Origin of the sequence: Niallia oryzisoli (genome assembly GCF_043641075.1) — a bacterium.
GTDB lineage: Bacteria > Bacillota > Bacilli > Bacillales > Cytobacillaceae > Bacillus_BD > Bacillus_BD oryzisoli_A.
This window is the reverse complement of sequence record NZ_JBHZRC010000007.1, coordinates 43,402-66,133: the sequence shown is the minus strand read 5'-3', so window position 1 is coordinate 66,133 and position 22,732 is coordinate 43,402. Positions and strand designations below refer to the sequence as shown.

Genomic DNA, 22,732 nt, shown 5'->3' with positions numbered 1-22,732 from the left:
TCGCTTTGTAAAGTTTCCTGAAGCTCATTTAAGACTAACAGGTTTAGTAGAGTTTTAATTAAGAGATTGAATGGAGTTATGTGTAAGCAGGGAATGAATAGTGTTTAATAACAACTCGTATAGGAAAAAATGAAAAAAAGTGAAACTTTATGACTGATATAGAGGTATATAACAAATGTAAGTCATTGTATTATCCTTTTAATGGAATATGCATGGTAGAATAGATATAAGTCAGAATTTAATCTTGGTCAGGAGGAATCATAATGAATAATCATGAAATTGATTACAAGCTTTACGGCGATGATATGCAGTTTGTTGAGGTTGAGCTTGATCCGGGTGAAACAGTCATTGCCGAAGCGGGCGGCTTAATGATGATGGAAGACGGAATTCAAATGGAAACGATATTTGGTGATGGCTCAGGTGGAGGCGGAGGAGGCTTCATGGGCAAACTGATCAATGCAGGTAAGCGTGTCATAACAGGTGAAAGCTTGTTTATGACGACTTTTACGAATGAAGGCAGCGGGAAAAGGCATGTATCCTTTGCCTCTCCATATCCAGGTAAAATCATCCCAATGGATCTAAGTGAACTTAGTGGGAAAATTATTTGTCAAAAGGATGCTTTTCTTGCAGCAGCCAAAGGCGTAACTGTCGGTGTTGAATTTCAACGAAAAATTGGCGCAGGGTTCTTTGGCGGTGAAGGATTTATTATGCAAAAGCTTGAAGGAGACGGACTAGCGTTTGTTCATGCAGGTGGGACGATCGTTAAAAAGGATTTAGCGCCAGGAGAGACGCTTCGTGTCGATACAGGATGTTTAGTTGCTATGACACGAGAAGTGGATTATAACATTGAAATGGTAAAAGGAATTAAAACCGCATTATTTGGCGGTGAGGGTTTATTCTTTGCCACGTTAAGAGGGCCTGGCTCTGTTTGGATTCAGTCGCTTCCATTCAGCCGATTGGCCAGCCGTGTGTTTGCTGCTGCACCGCAAAGCGGCGGGCAATCAAAGGGAGAAGGAGGAATCGGTGGTCTTTTTAATATGTTTAATGATTAAATAAAAATAAAAAACCGGGTTGTTTGGTTAGATGCCAACTACCCGGTTTTCTTTATGAAAAATAAAATTATTATTCTTCATCAACAGAATCCTCATCTTCATCATCAACAATTTTGTCTAATATATTAATTGTATCGACTAGATGATTGTTAAAAATCTGTTTAGCTACAGCAAGAAGATCAATAATTAAAGGATCACGTAATGAGTAAATGACACGATTTCCATTTTTGGTTCCAACCACGATGTTTTTTGTTCTTAATACCATCAGCTGTTGGGATACCGTTGACCCTTCACTGCCAATAGCATTTTGGATTTCATTTACACCAAAATCTCCTTCAGTTAACACTTCCAAAATTCTGATTCTTAGCGGGTGGGCTAGGGCCTTAAAGAATTCCGCTTTAAATTGTTGCAAATCTAAATTCAATTTATCCAGCTCCTTAAGAGTTGGACGCTGTATTAAACTTAACGTCCTTTTTATTTAGTTAATAGAAGTATATACCTTTTTGGGCTCAACAACCAACTCTTTTGAACTCGAAAGGCTAATACATTCACTGAAGGCGAAATGTTTACACCCCAGACATTTGCTTGTATCTAGATGATTTAGTGCATAATGGATTGCATCACCTGTATGTTTAAAGAAGTGTTCTTCCCCAATCAGATCATATAATCCTGTTTTCTTTAACATTTCTTCAGGCTGATCATTGAGACCTGAAATTAGTATGGTGCCGTGCTTTGAAAAGTTTTTTACTATGCTTGTAAGATTGGCTTCGCCTGTAATATCAATAAAGGGAACCTTCCCCATTCGTAATAACAGGACAGATGGTTTATGGTTGATCGTATTCAATATCGTTTGTTGAAAGGTTTGAGCAACACCGAAGAACAGAGGTCCCTCTACATTGTAAATGGTAATCTGCGGACAGTCATGTCCATCGTAAACCATTTGTGTTTCAACCTTTTTGCTGGCTTTATTCAGGTTCGGCAGTGCCTTGGCAATGACCTGTGCATCGACCATTCTCTTTGTGAACAAGATAACAGCTAATAAAAGGCCAACCTCAACTGCTGTAGTTAAATCAATGAATACGGTTAGAAGAAACGTAACAACTAAAACAAGCGAATCCGAGGTTTTTGTTTTTAATATATGAGAAAATATATGTCTCTCGCTCATATTCCAAGCCACAACCATTAAGACAGGTGCAAGGCTTGCGAGTGGAATATGTGATGCATAAGGAGCAAATATCATTAGAATTACTAATACGACGATACCATGAATCACTCCAGATAAAGGGGACGCAGCACCGTTTTTAATATTGGTCGCCGTTCTGGCAATCGCACCTGTAGCAGGAATCCCACCAAAAAGCGGTGTAACGATATTGGCAATTCCCTGCCCAATCAGTTCCTTGTTGCTGTTATGGCGTGTGTTTGTCATCCCATCTGCTACAACAGCTGATAGAAGGGACTCTATACCTCCGAGAAGGGCAATCACAAGTGCCGGACCGATTAATTGCTGAATGGTACTAAACTCCACTTTCGGGAAGGTGATGCTTGGCAGCGAGTTGGGTATTTCCCCATAAGCGGTACCGATTGTGGCAACTTGACCAGGATAGAGGAGAACTGCCACAATGGTGGACAAAAGAATACCAATTAAAGGACCTGGTACCTTAGGAAACAGCTTTGGTGTGATAAGCATGGTAATTAAACAAATGACAGCCGTAACGATGCTGTATATATTAACGGTAGATAATTGGTGGAATAGTTCCGCCATATTTTCGATAAAGCTTTCCTTTTTCTCTACTCCTGTTAAGCCTAGGAAACTAGCAATCTGGCCGGTGAAAATGGTGACAGCAATCCCTGCAGTAAAACCAATTGTAACAGGGCGGGGAATGTACTTAATCAGTGAGCCTAATTTAAAGACACCCATAAGAACTAAGATAATGCCTGCCATGATTCCGGCCACCAGAAGATTTTCGTAACCATAGGACATGACAATACCGAAAAGAATAGGGATGAAAGCACCTGTTGGTCCGCCAATTTGAAACTTTGACCCTCCAAAAAGTGAAATCAAAATGCCGGCAATAATTGTTGTGTAGATACCATATTCAGGTTTAACCCCAGAAGCGATGGCAAATGCCATTCCGAGTGGGATAGCAATAATCCCAACAATGATCCCCGAGATCAGGTCCTTTTGCAATGTCTGCCAACTGTATGGTTGAAATCTCTCGTCAAAAAGAAATTTTTGATACATTTTCTTGTGTATCTCCCTTTTTAAATATTTGTATATTTGATTATTCAAAGATACTTGCACCAAATATATGATAATTCCTCTTCAATGTCAAAGGAAATTTACTCCCACTAATACAAATAAATAAAGTTACAGGAATATGACAATTTTAGAATGAAAAGCATGAAAAAGATTAAGAATGGTAAGAGTGAAAAATGCGAATAAAAGTCGAATGATATACAATGTAATAGACACCATTTTGAAAAGAGGTTTTATCATGAAGTATTTCTCCCTCTATAGAATATACACCATCGTTTGGTTGGCAGTGAGAATATTTATTGAACTTGTATCCTTTAAAAAAAGGCATAGTAGAAATTGGAATGAAAAAACTGAGAAACAATGGGAGGCTTTGCTTCGGAGACAAGCAAAACGTTATAAAGAGAAAGCATTGTACTTGGAAGGAGTCATGATTAAACTCGGTCAGTATTTAAGTACCCGTAAGGACATTATGCCTGATATCTATATAAGAGAATTAACTGACTTGCTTGACCAGGTTCCGCCGGTACCATGGGAGAAATCGAAAAAAGTACTCGAGGATGAATGGAATAAGCCATATAGTGAAGTGCTTCACGAAATTAGTGCGCAACCCATTGCATCAGCATCGATTGGTGAAGTGTACCGAGCAACATTGCATTCAGGTGAAGAAGTTGCTGTGAAAATTCAACGTCCAAAAATTGGTGACATTATTTATAGCGATTTTAGAGCGGTAAGGATTGTGCTCTGGTTGGCAAGGCATTTTACCAAATTAGAGAACACGATGGATCTTTCCTTATTTTATCGGGAGTTTGTCAGAACAATTGGTGATGAATTAAATTTCCATCTTGAGCTTGAAAACGGACTATATTTCCAGAAAAAGTATGAGGATTTTGAAGGTCTTGAAATTCCAAGCTATTATCCCGAATATTCAACAAAAAGGGTATTGGTTATGGAGTGGATGGAAGGTAACCGGGTTAACGATTTGGCGTACTTAGAAGAGCATCATATTGACAAATATAAAATTTCAAATGTGTTATTAGAAAGTTTTCTTGATCAGCTGCTTAATGAAGGGAAATTTCATGCGGACCCACATCCCGGTAATATTATGGTAAAAGCGGATGGCACAATTGTATTAATTGATTTCGGTATGATTGGGGTTATTCGGAAAAGGGATGCAATGTATATCCGTGATATAGTGATTGGGGTCATGTTAAAAGACTATAAAAAAGTCGTAGAGGGAATTGAGGGCATGCGATTTCTACTGCCGCATGCCGATAAAGAAGAAATTGAGCGTGTGTTAAGAATGTTGATTGAAACATATAGCGATAACGGTTTAAAGGCAAATGACACAAGGGTTGTAGAGGATATCATGAACGATATTGAAAAATTGGTAAACAATCAGCCGATACAATTACCAAGTGAATACGCCTTTTTAGGACGGGCCATTTCAACCTTTATTGGTATCCTTTACAGCCTGGATCCAGAGATGGACCTATTAGAAATGAGCAAACCAATGCTGAAGAAATGGCTGAAGGATAATTCAGAAGGTGCAAAGGCAACCGTTGTAAATTTCGCGAAGTCTTCTTTAAAACCACTCCTTTCGCTGCCAAATCAGCTTGAGCAGGTATTAGAAGAACCTAGAAAGTATCGTGAATGGAAAAGAACCCATGAAATTGTAAGGATGAAACATGAAATGGTCGTATCGAGGAAGCGAGATGCATTTCTACTTTGTCTGTTAAGCTGCATTCTTGTTTATGTAAGTTACTATTTAGATCAACTGTATTTATTGTATGCAAGCTCCAGTCTGCTGCTTTTTAGTATAGTCTATTATGCTAGAATGCTTATGCAGCATCGAAGACTCATGGAAAAATCTTAAAAGAAATATGGTTTTGAAATACACGAAAAAGGTAAGAAGCTGTTCCAAAGGAATAGCTTCTTACCTTTTTCGTGTATTTTTCTTTTTCACCAAAAATAAGTTAATTACATTAAGTAAATTACTTCCCTTTTTGGAAATTTTCTGTTTTAATAGTGTTAGTAAAAATATCCATATACTAGAATATTTTTCTAGAAATATTAGTTTTTACTAAAGATTGATAGACTATTATCTATTCTAGTAATTAATTGGAAGGGTTTTCTTTATTGATTTAGCTTTTTTATAGGGAGGAGAGAAAATCAGTTAGTAAATTAATTGGAAAAAAATACCTTACTAAATTTGTAACAATTACCTTAGGATAATTATGTTGTTATCGTGTTAATATGATTAATGTGAACTACCAAAAAATAAATTCAGTGACAGTGACTAAAATCACAAAAACAGAAAAAAATTAGTCGATAATATGTTATCTGCATTTATTTGAACGGAAGCTTATAAGCATTGCTTAATGTAAGAAAAATATATTAATACTTTCAAAGAAAGGGGTACTCGTATGAAAATTAAATCGGCTTTATTTATGTTTATTATCACTATTGCCACAATACTTACAGGATGTGAGCCGTTGATGGTCCTGGATCCAAAAGGACCTCAAGCTGAAAGGCAAGCAAGGGATATTATGCTTTCCATCGGCATCATGTCATTTATCGTTATCATTGTTTTCGCTATTTTAATTTATGTGTTGATTAAGTATCGAGCGTCAAAGCAGAGTCCTGACTATGAACCGCCTCACATTGAAGGAAATCCATGGGTGGAAGCAATTTGTGTTGGTGTTCCAATTATAATCGTTGCATACTTCTCATTTGTTTCTGTTCAAAGTAACTACATTGTTGAAGCAACACCGCAAAAATATGAAGACAAAGAACCGTTAGTTATTTATGCATCATCATCAGATTGGAAATGGCATTTCAGCTATCCTGAAGAGGATGTTGAAACAGTTAACTACCTATACATTCCAACTGATCGTCCAGTGGAGTTTAAATTATATTCGTTTGGTCCAATTACAAGCTTCTGGATTCCTCAACTTGGCGGACAAAAATATGCGATGTCAGATATGGTGACGACATTGCACTTAGCTGCTGATGAGCCAGGTGAAATGATGGGCCGTAATGCTAACTTCAGTGGTAAAGGAACTGCTGAGAATATATTCAATGTTACAGCAATGTCTCAAAAGGATTTTGATGATTGGGTAGAGGAAGTACATGAAACAGCAGATCCTATTACAGAGGATGAATTTGATAAATTATTAGAACCAGGTCATTTAGGACAAATGACGTTCACTGGTACACACTTAGATTTCTCTCCAGCACCAGAGCATGACCATGAGTCAACTGAAACAACTGATTCTGAAGAATCACATGAGGGTCATACAGAAGGTATGGATATGAACGGAGAACATTCAGAACACAAGTAATAGCCGTTATAAAGCTTTAAGATAGTTACGTAAGAAATTCACATGAAATAGTTTAATTGAGTAGTATAATTCCCGAAAGGAGTCATAAAAGGATGGAATTCTTTGAACGATTTGCCGTGCCACATCCAAGTCCTGCGATTTATGCATCGATGGTTGCCATTGGTCTTACTGTAATTGCTATTATTGCAGGCTTAACCTATTTTAAAAAATGGGGTTATTTATGGCGTGAGTGGTTAACAACAGTTGACCATAAACGTATCGGTATTATGTATATGCTTTCTGCATTATTGATGCTTTTCCGCGGCGGCGTAGACGCAATTATGATGCGTGCACAATTAGCTACACCGGATAGTAAGCTTCTTGATGCACAGCACTATAATGAGGTTTTCTCAACACATGGTGTTGTAATGATTATGTTCATGGCTATGCCATTCATTTTCGCATTCATGAACTATGTTGTACCACTACAAATTGGTGCACGCGACGTTGCATTTCCGCGATTAAATGCAATCAGCTTCTGGTTATTCTTTATGGGAGCCATGTTATTTAACATTTCCTTCGTTGTTGGTGGATCACCTGACGCAGGCTGGACATCTTATTTCCCACTGGCAGGTAATGATTTCAGTACATCTGTCGGAACAAACTATTATATGATTGCGATTCAGATATCTGGTATTGGTTCCTTGATGACGGGTATTAACATGATTACGACCATCATGAAAATGAGAGCACCTGGCATGACATTAATGAAGATGCCAATGTTTACTTGGTCTACATTGGTTGCAAACTTGATCATCGTCACTGTTTTCCCAGTTATCACAGTAGCACTTGCAATGGGAACGATGGACCGTTTATTTGGAACACACTTCTTTACAACAACAAACGGCGGTATGGATATGCTTTGGGCCAACCTGTTCTGGGTATGGGGACACCCTGAGGTATATATCTTGATCCTTCCTGCCTTCGGTATTTATAGTGAAATCATTTCTACTTTCTCAGGTAGAAACCTATATGGTTATAAGTCAATGGTTGCGTCAATGGTTGTTATTTCGGCTCTTTCCTGTGTTGTATGGGCTCACCACTTCTTCACAATGGGTCAAGGAGCACTTTCAAACAGCTTCTTCTCTATTACAACAATGGCGATTGCTGTTCCAACAGGAGTCAAGATTTTTAACTGGTTATTCACGCTTTGGAAAGGGAAAATTCGTTTTACCGTTCCAATGTTATATTCATTAGGATTTATTCCATTATTTACAATTGGTGGGGTTACAGGGGTTATGCTTGCGATGTCAGCAGCTGACTACCAATACCACAATACAATGTTCTTAGTAGCACACTTCCATAATACAATTATCCCTGGTGTTGTTTACGCAATGCTTGCTGGTTTAACGTATTATTGGCCTAAGATGTTCGGATTCATGTTAAATGAAAGAATTGGGAAATGGACATTCTGGTTGATGTCAATCGGTTTCGTTCTTGCATTCTTCCCAATGTATATTACTGGTTTAGACGGCCAAGCTCGTCGTATGTACACATACTCTGAAGCAACTGGCTTCGGTCCATTGAATATGCTTTCCTTCGTTGGTGCAGGAATTATGGCGATTGCGTTCGCTTTAATCGTGTACAACGTATATTACAGTGTTCGTTATGCTTCAAGAAATATCGGATCAGATCCATGGGATGCACGTACTCTAGAATGGGCTACACATACACCAGTTCCTGAATATAACTTTGCTGTTGAACCACAGGTTCATTCATCTCAGCCGTTCTGGGATGCTAAGAAAAACAAGCATGTTTTATTCCCGAATGAAATAGAGAAAATTCACATGCCTAATAACAGCGGATTACCGTTTATTATGTGTTCTATTTTCTTCGTATGGGGCTTCTCATTTGTATTTGCCATCTGGCCATTATTAATTATTGCAACACTTGGTATCTTCGCTTGCATGGCGTACCGTTCATTCGAAAATGATCATGGACGTTACATCTCTGCAGAGGAGATTCATGAGACGGAAGATAAATTAAGGGGGGCTAACTAATGCATGTAGATCACACGCAACCTCTTGAATACAGTTCGGGACAAGGTAGATTAAATATCTATGGCTTCTGGGTTTTCCTTGGAGCCGAGATTATGCTTTTCGCAACACTTTTCACAGTCTTTTTTGTATTAGAAAACAGAACGGGCAGCGGTCCTAATGGGGCAGAGATTTTTGAAATTGCTCCAGTTTTAGCTGAAACCTTTATCCTTTTAACAAGTAGCTTTGTGATTGGTCTTGGTATCCATGCGATGCGTATCGGTAATAAAAAAGCAATGATGACATTCTTTGCTATTACCTTAGTTCTTGGCTTAGCATTCTTAGGACTTGAGATTGATGAGTTTGTAACGTACATTCACGAAGGTGCTACATTACAAACAAGTGCGTTCACTGCGGCTCTAATGACAACATTAGGAACTCACGGGGCACACGTTACGTTTGGTTTATTCTGGGGTATTTCTATCATCATGCAGGTGAAGAAGCGCGGCTTAACTCCTGAAACAGCGAATAAATCATTTATTTTCTCGCTTTACTGGCACTTCCTAGATGTAGTTTGGATCTTTATCTTCAGCTTCATCTACTTGAAAGGAATGATGTAATAATGAGTGAACTATTTCCACGAAAGCAAATAGTGGGCTTTGTCTTCTCGTTAATTCTCACAGCAGCGGCCCTTGCCGTATATTTCTTGGATCTATCTTTTGCAGCTGGAATGACTGTATTGCTTATTACAGCATTTGTTCAAGCGTTGCTGCAGCTAGTTGTATTCATGCACGCTGGTGAAACAGAGGATAAATGGTCTATCTATGGTAATGTTTACTTTATGATGGCTATTGCTTTAGTAACCATTTTCGGTTCATTACTCATTTTCCTTTGGGATATGTAATAGTACAGAAAGAGGGTGTCGGTATCGGCACTCTCTTTCTTGTATTGCTATCTTTTTAAGTAAACGACTTTACTTGATTTAATTGGATTAATTGGGTTTATTTCAATCCCTTTGAAGGTATTCTCTACCATTTCCTCCGTCGCAATGAAGAACATTCCCATAAGAAAAATAAAAATTGCACCAACAATCGTTCCTACCCCAATCCCGATCACTGAGTTGAAGCCGCTTACAATACCATATAAAAGAATCATCATACCTATAAGTAATGTAGAACTGCCAGTAAATTTTGTTGCATTTAATATTTTCAAACGTGTATTCATCAGAACGACCTCCTTTATATGTTTATATTATTCAAAAAATTCACAAAATTGTCAAACTTTTTTTGAAAATATTTCACAGTTTATAGATTGCCTATTTTCTAAAGATATACCGTACATTTTAAATTTGACACTCCCTGTAAAAACTATAAAAAAATATAATGTTATTTTATAAAAACTTTTTTTAGTTTTGTTATTCATTCTATTAAGACTTCACCTATAATAATATAAGTCTTAGGATAGAAGTTGTGATTCGAGCTATATAAATTAGTTTTTATTATAGAAGAATATTTTTAACTGAAAGGAGCATTGGGATGAAAGATCAAACCATTATTCGTTTTGAAAAAGTAACAAAACAATATGAGAATGCCCCCCCTGTTTTACATAATGTAAGTTTTGAAATTGAAAAAGGGAAGTTCTATACCTTATTAGGACCATCGGGTTGCGGGAAAACGACCATTCTACGATTGATAGCAGGCTTCATTGAACCATCAGCGGGCAACATTTATTTTAATAACCAGGTCATTAACGATGTTCCTGCTAATAAACGCCAGGTTAACACTGTGTTTCAGGATTACGCACTATTTCCACATTTAAACGTATTTGAAAATATTGCGTTTGGTTTACGGATTAAAAAAATGAATAACGCCGAGATTACGAATAAGGTAATGGAAGCTTTACGGTTTGTTAATCTTGCTGGTTTTGAGAATAGAGAAATTAATGAAATGTCAGGTGGACAGCGGCAAAGGGTAGCTATTGCAAGAGCGATCGTTAATGAGCCAAAGATTATTCTTCTTGATGAACCATTGTCAGCCCTTGATTTAAAACTACGTACCGAAATGCAATATGAACTGAGGGAATTACAGCGTCGCCTAGGAATCACCTTCATTTTTGTTACACATGATCAAGAAGAGGCCTTGGCCATGTCGGATGAAATCTTTGTCATTAATAACGGGAAAATTGAGCAAAGCGGCACACCTACTGATATTTATGATGAACCAATTAATCGATTTGTTGCTGATTTTATTGGGGAGTCGAATATTGTTTCGGGGACGATGATACGTGATTGTCTTGTGGAGTTTACAGGGAAACGATTTGAATGTGTCGATAAAGGCTTTAATGATAATGAACCAGTTGAGATCGTGATACGACCGGAGGATTTAGAAATCACAACTCCTATGCAAGGACAGTTCCAGGTTCAGGTGGATTCACAGTTATTTCGCGGCGTTCATTATGAAATTTGCTGTTACGATTATGATGGGAATGAATGGCTCGTCCACTCTACAAAAAAAGCAAATGTCGGTGATAAAATTGGACTTTACTTTGAACCGGAGGCAATTCATGTCATGCGTCTAGGTGAAAGTGAAGAAGACTTTGATAAACGCCTTGAGGCATATGGTGAGAATGAAGATGAATAATCAGCATACACGCAATTTTTATATCATTCCATATGTATTTTGGATTGCTTTATTCGTTGTAGCTCCGATTATCCTTGTACTTTACTATTCCTTTGTTGATATTGAAGGTCATATTACGTTAGATAATTATGTAAAGTTTTTTACGCCGGTCTATTTAAAGATGACTGTAAGCTCATTTTGGTATGCTTTTTTAATAACTGCCTTTTCCTTGTTAATCGGATATCCGACAGCTTATTTTTTAACAAAGACAAAGAATAAACAATTATGGCTTTTATTAATTATTTTGCCATCCTGGATCAATTTACTTTTAAAGGCTTATGCTTTTTTGGGTATTTTTGGAGCCTATGGTGTAACAAACAGCATTCTGGAGATCATTGGGATTGGAGCAAAGCAAATATTGTTCACTGATTTTAGCTTTGTCTTTGTATCGGTTTATATTTTTATCCCCTTTATGATTTTACCGATATTCAATGCGTTGGAAAAGCTGAATCCAACCTTACTTGACGCATCAAGGGATTTAGGGGCATCAAAATGGACAACATTTAGACGTGTTATTTTTCCACTGACACTGGACGGGGTTAAATCGGGCTGCCAGGTTGTGTTTATTCCTGCACTATCGTTATTCATGCTTACTAGATTAATTGCAGGAAATCGCGTAATTACACTTGGAACGGCAATTGAACAGCATTTCCTTGTCACGCAGGATTGGGGAATGGGTTCCACTATAGCGGTCTTTCTGATATTAGCGATGTTTATTATTATGATGGTTACGGGCAGGAAAAGGAGGGGGCAGTAAATGAGGAAATTTACTAAGCTGTCACATCTATACTTATTTATTGTCTTTTTCATTTTATATGCCCCGATCTTTTATTTGATTTTTTATTCGTTTAACAGCGGCGGCACGATGCATGATTTTGAAGGCTTTACCTTAGATTGGTATAAAGAGCTTTTCGGCGATACGAGATTATTGATTATTGTATTAAATACGATTATTATCGCACTGCTATCGGCTGCGATATCAACGATTGTTGGCGTGATTGGTGCGCTTGGGATAGCATATGTGAAGAATAGATACATGCAGAATACACTATTATCTTTAAATAATGTATTGATTGTTAGTCCAGATGTTATCATCGGTGCTTCTTTTTTAATTACGTTTACCTTGCTGGGAATTAAGCTTGGTTTTACGTCCGTTCTATTATCACATATTGCCTTTAGTGTTCCGATTGTCGTCATTATGGTTCTGCCAAAGATACAGGAAATGAGTCCAAGCTTAGTGGATGCAGCGCGGGACCTTGGGGCCAGCCGTTTAGATGTTCTGACTAAGGTGACCATTCCTTATATTACTCCAGGGATCTTTGCTGGTTTCTTTATGGCTCTAACCTATTCGCTCGATGACTTTGCTGTTACGTTTTTTGTGACAGGAAATGGATTTACAACATTATCGGTGGAAATTTATTCAATGGCAAGACGAGGTGTGTCATTAAATATTAACGCATTATCAACTTTATTGTTTCTATTTACGATGTTACTCGTGGTGGGATATTACTTTATTAATAAACATTACGGCCGCATCTCACGAATGGGGGTACGAAAATGAAAAAACTCGTTCGTTTATTCATAGCAGTACTGCTTGTATCCTTTCTGCTGATGTTTCTTGTTGCAAAATTAAATGCGACAGAAGGCTATTCTTCAGATCATACACTGACGGTTTTTAACTGGGGTGACTATATCGATGAGGAGCTAATTGCAAAATTTGAAAAGGAAACAGGCATAAAGGTTATCTATGAAACCTTTGATTCCAATGAAGCGATGCTGACTAAAATTCAGCAGGGCGGGACCTCCTATGATGTGGCTGTTCCTTCCGAATATATGATTGAAAAAATGAGGGAAGAGGATTTATTAATTCCGCTCGATCACTCGAAGCTGAAAAATCTTAAATACATAGATCCTCGCTTTATGGATCTTCCTTTTGATCCCGGAAATCGTTATTCTATTCCATATTTCTGGGGGACCGTTGGTATTGTGTATAATCCTGAAATCCTTGGAGATTTTGAGATTAAAGGATGGAATGATCTATGGAATCCTGTGCTAAAGAACGAAATATTAATGGTTGACGGTGCAAGGGAAGCAATGGGGATTGGCTTAAATAGCCTGCACTATTCCTTAAATGATACAAATAAAGAACATCTCCTTGAGGCAAAGGAAAAGCTTGAAACCTTAACCCCGAATATTAAGGCGATTGTCGGGGATGAAATCAAAATTCTGATGGCGAATGAAGAAGCGGCTATCGGAATTGTCTGGTCGGGTGATGCAGCAGATATAATGTGGGAAAATGAGAAGCTCGATTATGTCGTTCCAGAGGAGGGTTCTAATCTTTGGTTTGATAATATGGTTATCCCAAAAACAGCAAAAAATGTAGAGGGTGCACATCAATTTATTAATTTCATGCTTGATCCAAAAAATGCAGCACAAAATACAGACTATGTCAGCTATTCAACGCCAAATAAAGAGGCCCTAAATTATTTGGATGAAGAGGTTGTAAATGATAAACGCTTTTATCCAGATGAAGAGCTGACGGAAAGACTTGAAGTATACGAAAACCTTGGTAAAAAAATGCTCTCGTATTATAACGAGCTCTATCTTGAATTTAAAATGCATACAAAATAGAACCGGGTGTCAGGCACCACTTATGGACATGATGTACATTTTGTCTTTTTGTGGTGCCTGACACCTTTTTAGGATTAATTAAACTCCTTTTGTGACATCTTAAAAAGAAAAAAGGAGTGCTTTTATGCGAATAACGTTCATGTCTTTTATACTTCTTTTTACAATTTTTACAACTACGATTTATGCGGAAACAAAGGTGCAGCAAAAAGAGCTGGCAATCGTTATTGATGACTTTGGCAATAACATGAAAGGCACAGAGGAGATGCTGAATCTTCCAGTCACGCTTACAGCCGCAATTATGCCGTTTTTATCAACAACAGAACGAGATGCGAAATTAGCACATGAGAAGGGGCATGAAGTAATTGTTCATTTGCCGATGGAGCCAAAGAGTGGAAAAAAGAGCTGGCTTGGTCCGGGAGCCATTACTACGGATATGAGTGATGATGAAATTAGAAAACAAGTGGAAAAAGCGATTGAAGCAGTACCATATGCGGTTGGAATGAATCATCATATGGGTTCAAAGGTAACGGAAGATGAACGGGTTATGAGAATTGTATTAGAGGTTTGTAAGGAGAAGGGCCTTTATTATCTTGATAGTCGAACTAGCAGTAAGAGTGTAGTTGGGAAAATTGCAGATGAATTATCAGTACCTCATTTAGAAAATGATTTGTTCTTCGATCATGTTTATACGGAGCAATATATAAACCAGCAGGCCAACAAACTGATGAAGCAATTAAATGAAGAGGATCAATTGATTGCCATCGGACATGTCGGTATCACAGGTGAGCACGTAGTAGATGTATTAAAAACCTTTATTCCAAAATATAAAGAACAAGCAGAAATTGTACCACTTTCGACACTAATTCCTGAGTTAGATATGATAGATAAACGATTGCCTTAGAAGATAAAAAGAGTTTGGTGATTTTTCTCACTGACTCTTTTTTTTATTAGGGATACCATGGAGGTTGGAATGTTCTTCCATACATTTATTAGTAATAAGTTTTAAATTATAATAATTATAATTTAGTATTGATTTTTAAAGTAAACTTGTTATAATAAGAGTATAGAAAAGGAACAAATGAATGAAATCTAAGGAGGAATTATTTTATGACTATCCAATCTGAATTAAATCAACAAATCGCGAACTGGAGTGTACTTTATACAAAGCTTCACCGTTTCCATTGGTATGTTAAAGGACCTTTATTCTTCACCCTCCATGCAAAATTCGAAGAATTATATAATGAATCAGCTCTTGTGGTAGACCAAGTTGCAGAGCGCCTTTTAGCTATTGGCGGTGAACCAATCGCAACAATGAAGGAATTTCTTGAAACAGCAACAATTGAAGAAACAGCTGGTGAAACAAAAGCAGCAGATATGGTTGCTGCACTCGTAAAAGACTACAAAGAAATCAAAGCAGGGTTAGAAAAATTAGCGGTAATTGCCGAAGAGGGTAATGACACAATCACAAATGATCTTGCTGTAGGATTGATTGAAAGCATTGATACACATGTTTGGATGCTTAATGCTTATTTAGGTGAGTAATAAGGAGTTAAAGAGATCCTCCATCATTTTGATGGAGGATTTTTTCTGTCTAGGCAGGGAAATGAAGGTGTTTTATATTTTGTGGAAGTTGTCTAAAGGACATTTTGGATATGTGGAACCAGAATAATGACTTATAGAAGAGCCTAAAGAACATAATCGTTTAGGCACAAAAAAACACCAGTAAGCATTTGCACTGGTGCTCTTATTTTAAACAAACGTTTGATTAACTGGAGGATGTACTTCTTTCCATTGCCTTAGTATTGGACTCGGTATAATTATTTCCTGAAGAGAACATATAGTTCTTGTGATGATAATGAATGCTATAGACGAGTCCCATTGCAAACATATTCCCCATTAGCGAGCTCCCCCCATAGCTGATAAACGGTAATGGAATTCCTGTAATCGGTAAAACCTGGATTGTCATTCCGATATTTTGGAATACGTGGAAGGTAAGCATACTAATTATTCCTACACAAATGTAGGTATTATACGAATCTACTGTTTCTAATGCTGTTTTCGTTAGATGATAGATTAAGAGAAAGAACAATCCAATCACGATACTTCCACCGAGAAAACCATATTCTTCACCAATCACGCTGAAAATAAAGTCTGTATGGCTTTCTGGAATATACACTTTTCGTTCACCAAAGCCCTTACCGATCAAAAGTCCCGACCCGATCGCTTTTAATGAATTGGAAAGGTGGTATCCAGCTGCATTGTTATTTGGATCAATCCAAGCATAGATTCGATCAAATTGATAGGGTTTAACATTTAGGTATTTTTCCAATATTTCCGGAGCCCAGATCACAAAGTAGAGAATGGTACAAGCAATTGCTGCACCTGATCCATATATGGATAATATGATTTTCCACGAGATGCCGGATATAAAAATCATACCTGTCATAATTGCCAGCATAACAAGTGATGTTCCCAAGTCAGGCTGTAACATGATAAGTCCAACTGGTAAGCCGGTCACTAGCCCGATTTTCACAAGAAGAATAATATCGTTCCTCATTGTTTTATTGAGATATTTCTCCTGATGCTTACAAATGGTTCTGCTTAAGCCCATGATAAGAAAAACTTTCATAAATTCAGATGGCTGAAGCGAGCCGACTGGGGTGATAAACCAACTTTTAGCCCCATTAATTTTAGGAGTGAATTCAGAAACAGGTGCAACTGCTAAAAATAGTAATAATAAAATGCCTGCTCCGTAGATAACCCAAGTAAGTCTATTTAGTTGCTCGCTGTCAAAGTACATGACAAAAGCAATAATAGCTGCTCCTACTCCATACCAAAATATTTGCTGCAGCATGAAATTTGACCCTGAATATTGATCAGAGGACTGACCACTATAAATAGCCACACAACTGACAAGAAAAAACATCAATAATAAAAGTGTTAATGTCCAATCGAACCTCTCTGCAACTTTATTCTTACGTTCCATCATCACACCTAATTTCATCTGTGTTTACCACCTAATCGTAGCAAACAATGATTGCTACAACAATATAATTATACTAATAATTGTGACGTTTTACCTCAATAAAAGATGTCAGGCACCAGAAAAAGACAAATGGTCCTCATTTGTCTTTTTCTGGTGCCTGACACCGAATTAGCTGGAATAATGCTTCTTTGTTACGCGGCATGAATGTTTGTGCAACGTTAAGGATTTTCGCATTTATTAATTGTTGAGCTGTCTCCAGTACCCAAGGCTTTTCAATATGGGCCTTATTGAGGATGTCATCGTGATAAAAAATGGTAACGGGATCACCCTGGTAAAGGATGTCTCCATCATTCATAACAATCATTTCGTCTGCCCACTCGTATGCAAAATGAACATCATGTGTGGAGAGGATAATTGTTTTATTCTCTTTATGGATATCCTCAAGAAGTTTGATGATTTGTTTCGTGTAATAGGCATCCAACCCAGCTGTTGGTTCATCTAATATAAATACATCAGGGTCCATGGCCAATATCCCGGCGATTGAGACTCGTTTTTTCTGGCCTAGACTTAAAAAATGAATTGGACGGTCCTGTAGATTTGTAACGTCAGTTAGCTCCATTGCCCAAGCTGTTTGCTTTTCGACCATCTCCTTAGACCAGCCTAAATTCATAGGACCGAAGGAAATATCTTGTTTCACATTGCCTGAAAACAATTGGGAGTCAGGGTCTTGAAAAACAAGACCTACTTGTTTTCTTAGCTTGAGTAAGGATTTCCGATTGTAACTTACCTTTTCACCGTTAAAGAAAATGGTTCCTGAAGTGGGCTTTAACAGGCCGTTTAGATGTTTTAAAAGCGTGGATTTACCCGCACCGTTTTTTCCCAGCAGGGCAATCTTTTTTCCTTTTTCAATTGAAAGGGTCAGGTTGTGTAATGCCGTTGTTCCATCTGCATATTGGTGTGTCATCTGGTTTATTTCAAAACTATATTCAGCCATTAATCCGTCCCCCCTATATCAAATAAATCATGAATATTACAGCTAAGATAACGGAAATCACAAGCCAGTTGACCGTTGATAGCTTGTAGTCATCGCCTGCATAATGTATTTCATTTATGTATGCCCGTGACTCTAATGCACTTGTTAATTCCTTCGACCTTTTGATAACAGCTATAAATAATGCGGAGATTAATAGACTAATGGAATTTAGCCAAAGCTTTCCGGTCCGATAGCCGAGACGGGAATTTTGGGTTTGATTGATCTGTGAAGCAGTTTCTAAAAGGACAAAAATAAAACGGTATGTAATCTCCATCATTTCAATGAGCAGTCCCGGCAGTTTAAGCTTTCGTAAAATCTGGAGAATATCATAGACAGGTGTTGTCAGGATTAAAAAATATAAACAGCTTATGGAACTGAATGCAGAGAAAAAGAGCTGGACTGCCTTAGTGACATTATACTGGTTAATAAAGAATTTCCAGACTCCAATGGAAACAGACCATAATTGGTTAGGAATTGCCGCCTCGTAGCTTGCTACGGAGATGAGGACCGGTATAATACCTGATACGAGAAAAAGGCTCGGCAGCAACAGTAGTTTAATATAATACATTATTGGAATTTTTGCTCCAAGAATAATAAAACCACTCATAACAGAAAAAGTAGCTATAGAAACAAATGGATCTTTAACGGCTAAAGAAAAGAACAGCAGAGAAAGTGCTAATGATACTTTCTCCACTGGATGGATTTGTTTCAGACGATTGAAATAAGCATACTTATCGATTAACAGCATATCTATTTTTGCCCTTTTTTTTATCCTTTTCTTGATTCCTACCTCTCATATATCCTATGAAATAGCCAATAAACCCTGCACCAATGGACCCCTGTAGGACAAATAACAGGCTTTCTGTTTCCCCGCCTGGGGGCTCCCAAATACTATCAAACCAAGGCTTGTAGCTGGCATTTATTTCATTTATTGCTTCCTGTGCTTCTCCATCAGCGCCGCCGAATTCCGAACCTTTTTGGATAAACAAAGGGATGATGGCAAGAAGGATAACAGTCAAAAAGAGAACAAGATTCTTTTTCATATTAGTTGACCTCCTTTGAAAAAACGCGCAGTGCTTTTAAATCATCTAAATTATGGTTTCTGAGAAAATTAATAACGATCACTGTTAAAAGACCCTCGCTAATGGCAAGTGGAATTTGTGTTAAGGCAAAAATACCAGCAAATTTAGAGAAGGACGCGATAATCCCACCCACCTCAGAAGGGAATGCCAATGCTAGCTGTAAGGATGTCATAAGATATGTACTTAAATTGCCTAGAGCAACAGATAGAAACACTGAGAGTGAAAGTGACCAACCTATTTTTTGGGTTCCTTTATAAACCGCATAGGTGATAATGGGACCGACAACTGCCATAGAAAATGCATTGGCTCCAAGTGTTGTTAGCCCTCCATGTGCTAGGAGTAATGCTTGAAATAATAACACGATCGTACCGATAATGGTCATAGCAAAGGGACCATATAGGATTGTTCCTAAGCCCACACCGGTTGGATGTGAAGAGCTGCCTGTTACAGATGGAATTTTTAAAGCAGAAAGAACAAAAGCAAAGGCTCCTGACAGTCCTAAAATCATTTTTGTTTCAGGGTTTTCTTGAACGGTTTTTTGAATGGATCTGAAGCCTAAAATGAGGAAGGGGGTGGTTACGCCCCACCAAAAGAGAGCCCACTCTATTGGCAAGAATCCCTCCATGATATGCATAGCAGCTGCTTTCTTTGGGACAATGAGCAGCAAAATAATAAAATAAAAGACTTTCCAACTAGAATTTTTCATCGTTCTCCTTCTCCTTTAAAATATATGTTTCAGTAAAAGGAATCCCGCCAATCCCAATTGTATTGAATAAAAAAACATCAAAAAAAATACTTCTTTCTAGGTGAAAGAAGTACGTAATTAACAGATACATCATCATGAATAAATGGATGCTCTCCTGCAATTGCGTCCCTCCTATCCTCGTAGGTAGTTACTGATTAACGCTATATGGCAGGTCTCCTGGCTCTGGATAATCGCTAATTACAACCTTCCCATTGGAAATAACAGTGGTTTAATAAAGTAATTATGCTCCCCATTACAGTGGCGGGACCGCGTCGGAATTTAACCGACTTCCCTTTTAAGCATGTAAATAATGCACCATAAAGCTTATGAAATTTTTAAAATTCGTAACTAGTTTATCATGCAAGGGGTAATTCTTCTAGCAAAATAAAATATGAAAATAGTTATTTACACTTTATCCGAATAATGCCTATTATAGAAAGAGCCAAATTGTAAGTTGTGATTGTGTTAAAAAATTAGGTATTTAAAATTTCTAAAATATGTTATATGCTTAACCCCGTAACAGGCAATACCTCAAAAATTAAATATGAATCATTTAAGAGCCCCAAGTAGATTACAAGGGATAATAGGGAATCCGGTGCAAATCCGGAGCAGCCCCCGCTACTGTAACGCTGATGAAATTGTCAAAAACCACTGGTGCAAACCGGGAAGGGACAAGAGTAAGATGAAGCGAAGCCAGGAGACCTACTCTTAAGTGTCGTACGATGCTTTTCGGAGGGAAAGGTGGAGGCTGTTAAATGTGTAAAGTTTAATTTACTGACTTTTTTTGCAATTAATCAACTTCAAAAACCTTAACTCTATGAGTTAAGGTTTTTTGTTTTTAGGTGCTTTTTTATATAAGGAGGAAAACAATGACAACCTGGAATCTCGAAGGAACAAGGACTCATTTATTTATTTGCAATGGCAGCAGCTGTATGAGAAAAGGCGGAGAAGAAGTGACATTGGCAGTCCGTGATGAAATTGCAAGACTTGATTTAGATAGACAGATTCATACGACTCGAACAAGATGCAACGGCAGATGTCAGGATGCGTGTGTGGTGATTGCTTATCCTGAGGGAAACTGGTATCGGGTCGATTCACCGGAAATAGGTCGTCAAATTGTTCGTGACTTAGAAGGGAATAGCATTGAATCCAATAAGATCTACCATTGGGTAAATGGTGAAATGATGCCGAATTTAGCAGCTTCCCCTCCTGAAGGAATACGAAAAGATTCTGCTGTAAAAAAATAAAGGAGATGCTTGATATGAGGGAAAAGGGAAAATTATTTGTGGTTGGATTCGGGCCGGGGGATTTTAAACATATAACGCAACGTGCCGTGGAAGCGATTCAAGAGAGTGATTTAGTCATTGGCTACAAAACATATGTCGAATTGATTGAACATTTTCTCGGTGAACAAACGGTCGTGAGTACGGGAATGACCGAGGAGGTTTCCCGTGCTCAAGAAGCGGTAAAGCAGGCTGAGAGCGGCAAAAAGGTAGCGGTGATTTCGAGCGGAGATGCCGGTGTCTACGGCATGGCTGGGCTAATTTATGAAGTATTGATTGAAAAAGGCTGGAAGGAAGCAACAGGAGTTGAAGTAGAAATTGTACCTGGAATATCGGCCATTAACTCTTGTGCTTCGCTGCTTGGAGCACCAGTTATGCATGATTCTTGTACGATTAGTCTTAGTGATCATCTAACACCGTGGGAGTTAATTGCAAAAAGGGTTGAAGCTGCGGCACAGGCAGATTTCGTGATTGCCCTCTACAATCCACGCAGCGGGAGGAGAACAAGACAAATTATTGAAACGCAAAAAATATTGCTGCAGTACCGCTCGCCGGAAACTCCAGTAGGGCTCGTAAAAAGTGCATACCGCGACCGTCAATCGATTGTGATTACCAGTTTAGCAGAGATGCTGAACCATGACATCGGCATGCTGACAACTGTCATTATTGGGAACTCTTCAACCTTTTTGTATGACAACCTAATGATTACTCCTCGAGGCTATCAAAGAAAATATACGTTGAATGATGAACAGCAGCCTTTAAAACCGCATCAACGGCTGCAAAAAGAGGCGGAGCCTTGGGCTTTAGATCAAGAAGGCAGTCATACAACAAATGACGGAGCTGTTGGGGTGCTTACGAAAGCACCAGTAAAAAAGCAAACCTCCCTAGACATGGCAAGAAAAGCTTTAGCGATTGTGTCCGGTCAAGAAATAAGCATGCCAGCTCCCATCGTTCAACAAAAAATTGAATCCTTGTTTGAATTAGCGGTCAGCCCGGGTGTTGCCAATAAGGAATTTACATCAAAGCAAATGATTACTCTTGCAGAAGTAGTCGGAGAAAAGGGCAGAATGGAGTACACTCCAAATCACAAAATAGTACTGAAGATTCCAACCTCGGAACCGGAAACTATTACTTCACAGCTGCAGGAGGCAGGGTTTCTTCTTTCTCCTGTTGGGGACGTTTTATCAATCAAAGCCTGTGATTTCTGTGATGGTGAAAAAGCTGAACCGATTCCTTATGCGGATGAACTGCAGCGTATACTTGGCGGCCGCCTAATGCCAAAGGAGCTGAACATTGGTTTTAATGGATGCGGTATGGCTTGTTATCGTGCAGTGATGGAGGATATCGGTATTGTGTTCCGCAAAGGGAAATTTGACTTGTTCTTAGGTGCAAAACCTGTTGGACGGACAGCACATCCAGGTCAGCCAGTAGCGGAAGGTATTGAACCAGAAGCGCTTGTCGGTATTATTACCAATATTGTTGAAGAATATAAAGAGAATGCACATCCAAATGAACGATTGTTTAAGTATTTTAAGCGGGTGAAACAGATTCAAGGATATCCTTATCGGGATATTACACCGGTTATTGAAATAGAGCCGGCACCTTGCGGGGATTAATTTGAAGGAGGAG

At 38.2% G+C, this 22,732-nt stretch carries 23 protein-coding genes and 2 riboswitches; of the genes, 14 read left to right on the top strand and 9 right to left on the bottom strand.

Annotation, left to right across the window (positions count from 1 at the left end; all coding sequences use genetic code 11):
* Window positions 1-263: 263 nt before the first annotated feature.
* Window positions 264-1,052 (top strand): TIGR00266 family protein, encoded by a 789-nt coding sequence (locus ACHUFV_RS18395; protein ID WP_394236695.1) that lies wholly within the window; start codon window positions 264-266, stop codon window positions 1,050-1,052.
* Between the two features lie 70 nt (window positions 1,053-1,122).
* On the opposite strand, the gene ACHUFV_RS18390 is transcribed toward ACHUFV_RS18395, so the two are convergent.
* Window positions 1,123-1,476 carry an ArsR/SmtB family transcription factor gene (locus ACHUFV_RS18390; RefSeq protein WP_394236693.1) on the bottom strand — a complete coding sequence of 118 codons (354 nt, stop codon included), beginning with the start codon at window positions 1,474-1,476 and terminating at the stop codon, window positions 1,123-1,125.
* 54 nt (window positions 1,477-1,530) lie between these two features.
* Complete coding sequence (locus tag ACHUFV_RS18385; RefSeq protein WP_394236691.1) at window positions 1,531-3,294, bottom strand: SulP family inorganic anion transporter; 1,764 nt, start codon at window positions 3,292-3,294, stop codon at window positions 1,531-1,533.
* A gap of 253 nt (window positions 3,295-3,547) precedes the next feature.
* Between ACHUFV_RS18385 and ACHUFV_RS18380 the strand changes: the two genes are divergently transcribed.
* The 5 genes from ACHUFV_RS18380 (at window position 3,548) to qoxD (ending at window position 9,569) form a co-directional block, all read left to right on the top strand.
* Window positions 3,548-5,182, top strand: coding sequence for an ABC1 kinase family protein (locus tag ACHUFV_RS18380; protein ID WP_394236689.1), 1,635 nt, complete (start codon window positions 3,548-3,550; stop codon window positions 5,180-5,182).
* 550 nt (window positions 5,183-5,732) lie between these two features.
* Complete coding sequence (gene qoxA, locus ACHUFV_RS18375) at window positions 5,733-6,650, top strand: cytochrome aa3 quinol oxidase subunit II (RefSeq protein WP_394236687.1); 918 nt, start codon at window positions 5,733-5,735, stop codon at window positions 6,648-6,650.
* A gap of 92 nt (window positions 6,651-6,742) precedes the next feature.
* On the top strand, window positions 6,743-8,689 hold the full coding sequence (qoxB, locus tag ACHUFV_RS18370; RefSeq protein ID WP_394236685.1) for a cytochrome aa3 quinol oxidase subunit I: 1,947 nt from the start codon (window positions 6,743-6,745) through the stop codon (window positions 8,687-8,689).
* Window positions 8,689-9,285: a cytochrome aa3 quinol oxidase subunit III gene (qoxC, locus tag ACHUFV_RS18365; RefSeq protein WP_394236683.1), complete on the top strand. Its 597-nt coding sequence runs from the start codon at window positions 8,689-8,691 to the stop codon at window positions 9,283-9,285. The genes qoxB and qoxC overlap by 1 nt, the downstream gene beginning before the upstream one ends.
* Before the next feature lie 2 nt (window positions 9,286-9,287).
* Window positions 9,288-9,569: a cytochrome aa3 quinol oxidase subunit IV gene (gene qoxD / locus ACHUFV_RS18360; RefSeq protein WP_394236681.1), complete on the top strand. Its 282-nt coding sequence runs from the start codon at window positions 9,288-9,290 to the stop codon at window positions 9,567-9,569.
* 47 nt (window positions 9,570-9,616) lie between these two features.
* Here qoxD and ACHUFV_RS18355 read toward each other — a convergent pair whose 3' ends face one another.
* On the bottom strand, window positions 9,617-9,889 hold the full coding sequence (locus ACHUFV_RS18355) for a hypothetical protein (RefSeq protein ID WP_394236680.1): 273 nt from the start codon (window positions 9,887-9,889) through the stop codon (window positions 9,617-9,619).
* A gap of 311 nt (window positions 9,890-10,200) precedes the next feature.
* On the opposite strand from ACHUFV_RS18355, the gene ACHUFV_RS18350 reads away from it, so the two are divergent.
* The 6 genes from ACHUFV_RS18350 (at window position 10,201) to ACHUFV_RS18325 (ending at window position 15,516) form a co-directional block, all read left to right on the top strand.
* Entirely contained in the window at window positions 10,201-11,304 is a 1,104-nt protein-coding gene (locus ACHUFV_RS18350; RefSeq protein ID WP_394236678.1) for an ABC transporter ATP-binding protein, read from the top strand.
* Entirely contained in the window at window positions 11,297-12,100 is an 804-nt protein-coding gene (locus ACHUFV_RS18345; protein ID WP_394236908.1) for an ABC transporter permease, read from the top strand. The genes ACHUFV_RS18350 and ACHUFV_RS18345 overlap by 8 nt, the downstream gene beginning before the upstream one ends.
* Window positions 12,101-12,904: an ABC transporter permease gene (locus ACHUFV_RS18340; RefSeq protein ID WP_394236676.1), complete on the top strand. Its 804-nt coding sequence runs from the start codon at window positions 12,101-12,103 to the stop codon at window positions 12,902-12,904. It begins immediately after the preceding gene.
* Window positions 12,901-13,974, top strand: coding sequence for an ABC transporter substrate-binding protein (locus ACHUFV_RS18335; protein WP_394236674.1), 1,074 nt, complete (start codon window positions 12,901-12,903; stop codon window positions 13,972-13,974). Before ACHUFV_RS18340 ends, ACHUFV_RS18335 begins: the two co-directional genes overlap by 4 nt.
* A 124-nt stretch (window positions 13,975-14,098) precedes the next feature.
* The gene (locus ACHUFV_RS18330; protein ID WP_394236672.1) at window positions 14,099-14,875 is read left to right on the top strand and encodes a divergent polysaccharide deacetylase family protein; all 777 of its coding nucleotides are present in this window, start codon (window positions 14,099-14,101) and stop codon (window positions 14,873-14,875) included.
* A 206-nt stretch (window positions 14,876-15,081) separates the two neighbouring features.
* Entirely contained in the window at window positions 15,082-15,516 is a 435-nt protein-coding gene (locus tag ACHUFV_RS18325) for a Dps family protein (RefSeq protein WP_394236670.1), read from the top strand.
* A 223-nt stretch (window positions 15,517-15,739) separates the two neighbouring features.
* Here the strand turns inward: ACHUFV_RS18325 and ACHUFV_RS18320 are convergent, their stop codons facing one another.
* From ACHUFV_RS18320 to ACHUFV_RS18295, 6 genes are all read right to left on the bottom strand, one after another.
* Entirely contained in the window at window positions 15,740-16,960 is a 1,221-nt protein-coding gene (locus tag ACHUFV_RS18320) for an FtsW/RodA/SpoVE family cell cycle protein (RefSeq protein WP_394236906.1), read from the bottom strand.
* Between the two features lie 136 nt (window positions 16,961-17,096).
* Complete coding sequence (locus ACHUFV_RS18315) at window positions 17,097-17,954, bottom strand: energy-coupling factor ABC transporter ATP-binding protein (protein ID WP_394236668.1); 858 nt, start codon at window positions 17,952-17,954, stop codon at window positions 17,097-17,099.
* Window positions 17,955-17,967: 13 nt separating this feature from the next.
* The gene (gene cbiQ, locus ACHUFV_RS18310; protein WP_394236666.1) at window positions 17,968-18,741 is read right to left on the bottom strand and encodes a cobalt ECF transporter T component CbiQ; all 774 of its coding nucleotides are present in this window, start codon (window positions 18,739-18,741) and stop codon (window positions 17,968-17,970) included.
* Window positions 18,725-19,036 (bottom strand): energy-coupling factor ABC transporter substrate-binding protein, encoded by a 312-nt coding sequence (locus ACHUFV_RS18305; protein ID WP_394236664.1) that lies wholly within the window; start codon window positions 19,034-19,036, stop codon window positions 18,725-18,727. Before ACHUFV_RS18305 ends, cbiQ begins: the two co-directional genes overlap by 17 nt.
* Window position 19,037: 1 nt before the next feature.
* On the bottom strand, window positions 19,038-19,781 hold the full coding sequence (locus ACHUFV_RS18300; RefSeq protein WP_394236663.1) for an energy-coupling factor ABC transporter permease: 744 nt from the start codon (window positions 19,779-19,781) through the stop codon (window positions 19,038-19,040).
* A complete protein-coding gene (locus ACHUFV_RS18295) occupies window positions 19,768-19,941 on the bottom strand; it encodes a hypothetical protein (RefSeq protein ID WP_394236661.1) in 174 nt (57 codons plus the stop codon). The genes ACHUFV_RS18300 and ACHUFV_RS18295 overlap by 14 nt, the downstream gene beginning before the upstream one ends.
* Before the next feature lie 29 nt (window positions 19,942-19,970).
* Window positions 19,971-20,155: riboswitch (cobalamin riboswitch) on the bottom strand.
* Between the two features lie 205 nt (window positions 20,156-20,360).
* Window positions 20,361-20,544, top strand: a riboswitch (cobalamin riboswitch).
* A 145-nt stretch (window positions 20,545-20,689) separates the two neighbouring features.
* Here ACHUFV_RS18295 and ACHUFV_RS18290 point away from each other — a divergent pair.
* Window positions 20,690-21,067, top strand: a complete 378-nt coding sequence (locus tag ACHUFV_RS18290) for a (2Fe-2S) ferredoxin domain-containing protein (protein ID WP_394236659.1) — start codon at window positions 20,690-20,692, stop codon at window positions 21,065-21,067.
* Between the two features lie 14 nt (window positions 21,068-21,081).
* The gene (gene cobJ, locus ACHUFV_RS18285) at window positions 21,082-22,719 is read left to right on the top strand and encodes a precorrin-3B C(17)-methyltransferase (protein ID WP_394236657.1); all 1,638 of its coding nucleotides are present in this window, start codon (window positions 21,082-21,084) and stop codon (window positions 22,717-22,719) included.
* Window positions 22,720-22,732 lie beyond the last annotated feature (13 nt).

What these genes read in the sequence shown, in the direction of transcription:
- ACHUFV_RS18355 (WP_394236680.1), bottom strand. Translation starts at nt 9,889, where the DNA reads ATGAATACACGTTTGAAAATATTAAATGCAACAAAATTTACTGGCAGT.
- qoxB (WP_394236685.1), top strand. Translation starts at nt 6,743, where the DNA reads ATGGAATTCTTTGAACGATTTGCCGTGCCACATCCAAGTCCTGCGATT.
- ACHUFV_RS18320 (WP_394236906.1), bottom strand. Translation starts at nt 16,960, where the DNA reads ATGGAACGTAAGAATAAAGTTGCAGAGAGGTTCGATTGGACATTAACA.
- ACHUFV_RS18300 (WP_394236663.1), bottom strand. Translation starts at nt 19,781, where the DNA reads ATGAAAAATTCTAGTTGGAAAGTCTTTTATTTTATTATTTTGCTGCTC.
- cbiQ (WP_394236666.1), bottom strand. Translation starts at nt 18,741, where the DNA reads ATGCTGTTAATCGATAAGTATGCTTATTTCAATCGTCTGAAACAAATC.
- qoxC (WP_394236683.1), top strand. Translation starts at nt 8,689, where the DNA reads ATGCATGTAGATCACACGCAACCTCTTGAATACAGTTCGGGACAAGGT.
- ACHUFV_RS18395 (WP_394236695.1), top strand. Translation starts at nt 264, where the DNA reads ATGAATAATCATGAAATTGATTACAAGCTTTACGGCGATGATATGCAG.
- ACHUFV_RS18335 (WP_394236674.1), top strand. Translation starts at nt 12,901, where the DNA reads ATGAAAAAACTCGTTCGTTTATTCATAGCAGTACTGCTTGTATCCTTT.
- ACHUFV_RS18340 (WP_394236676.1), top strand. Translation starts at nt 12,101, where the DNA reads ATGAGGAAATTTACTAAGCTGTCACATCTATACTTATTTATTGTCTTT.
- ACHUFV_RS18380 (WP_394236689.1), top strand. Translation starts at nt 3,548, where the DNA reads ATGAAGTATTTCTCCCTCTATAGAATATACACCATCGTTTGGTTGGCA.
- ACHUFV_RS18330 (WP_394236672.1), top strand. Translation starts at nt 14,099, where the DNA reads ATGCGAATAACGTTCATGTCTTTTATACTTCTTTTTACAATTTTTACA.
- ACHUFV_RS18305 (WP_394236664.1), bottom strand. Translation starts at nt 19,036, where the DNA reads ATGAAAAAGAATCTTGTTCTCTTTTTGACTGTTATCCTTCTTGCCATC.
- ACHUFV_RS18345 (WP_394236908.1), top strand. Translation starts at nt 11,297, where the DNA reads ATGAATAATCAGCATACACGCAATTTTTATATCATTCCATATGTATTT.
- ACHUFV_RS18350 (WP_394236678.1), top strand. Translation starts at nt 10,201, where the DNA reads ATGAAAGATCAAACCATTATTCGTTTTGAAAAAGTAACAAAACAATAT.
- qoxD (WP_394236681.1), top strand. Translation starts at nt 9,288, where the DNA reads ATGAGTGAACTATTTCCACGAAAGCAAATAGTGGGCTTTGTCTTCTCG.
- cobJ (WP_394236657.1), top strand. Translation starts at nt 21,082, where the DNA reads ATGAGGGAAAAGGGAAAATTATTTGTGGTTGGATTCGGGCCGGGGGAT.
- ACHUFV_RS18290 (WP_394236659.1), top strand. Translation starts at nt 20,690, where the DNA reads ATGACAACCTGGAATCTCGAAGGAACAAGGACTCATTTATTTATTTGC.
- ACHUFV_RS18385 (WP_394236691.1), bottom strand. Translation starts at nt 3,294, where the DNA reads ATGTATCAAAAATTTCTTTTTGACGAGAGATTTCAACCATACAGTTGG.
- qoxA (WP_394236687.1), top strand. Translation starts at nt 5,733, where the DNA reads ATGAAAATTAAATCGGCTTTATTTATGTTTATTATCACTATTGCCACA.
- ACHUFV_RS18325 (WP_394236670.1), top strand. Translation starts at nt 15,082, where the DNA reads ATGACTATCCAATCTGAATTAAATCAACAAATCGCGAACTGGAGTGTA.
- ACHUFV_RS18315 (WP_394236668.1), bottom strand. Translation starts at nt 17,954, where the DNA reads ATGGCTGAATATAGTTTTGAAATAAACCAGATGACACACCAATATGCA.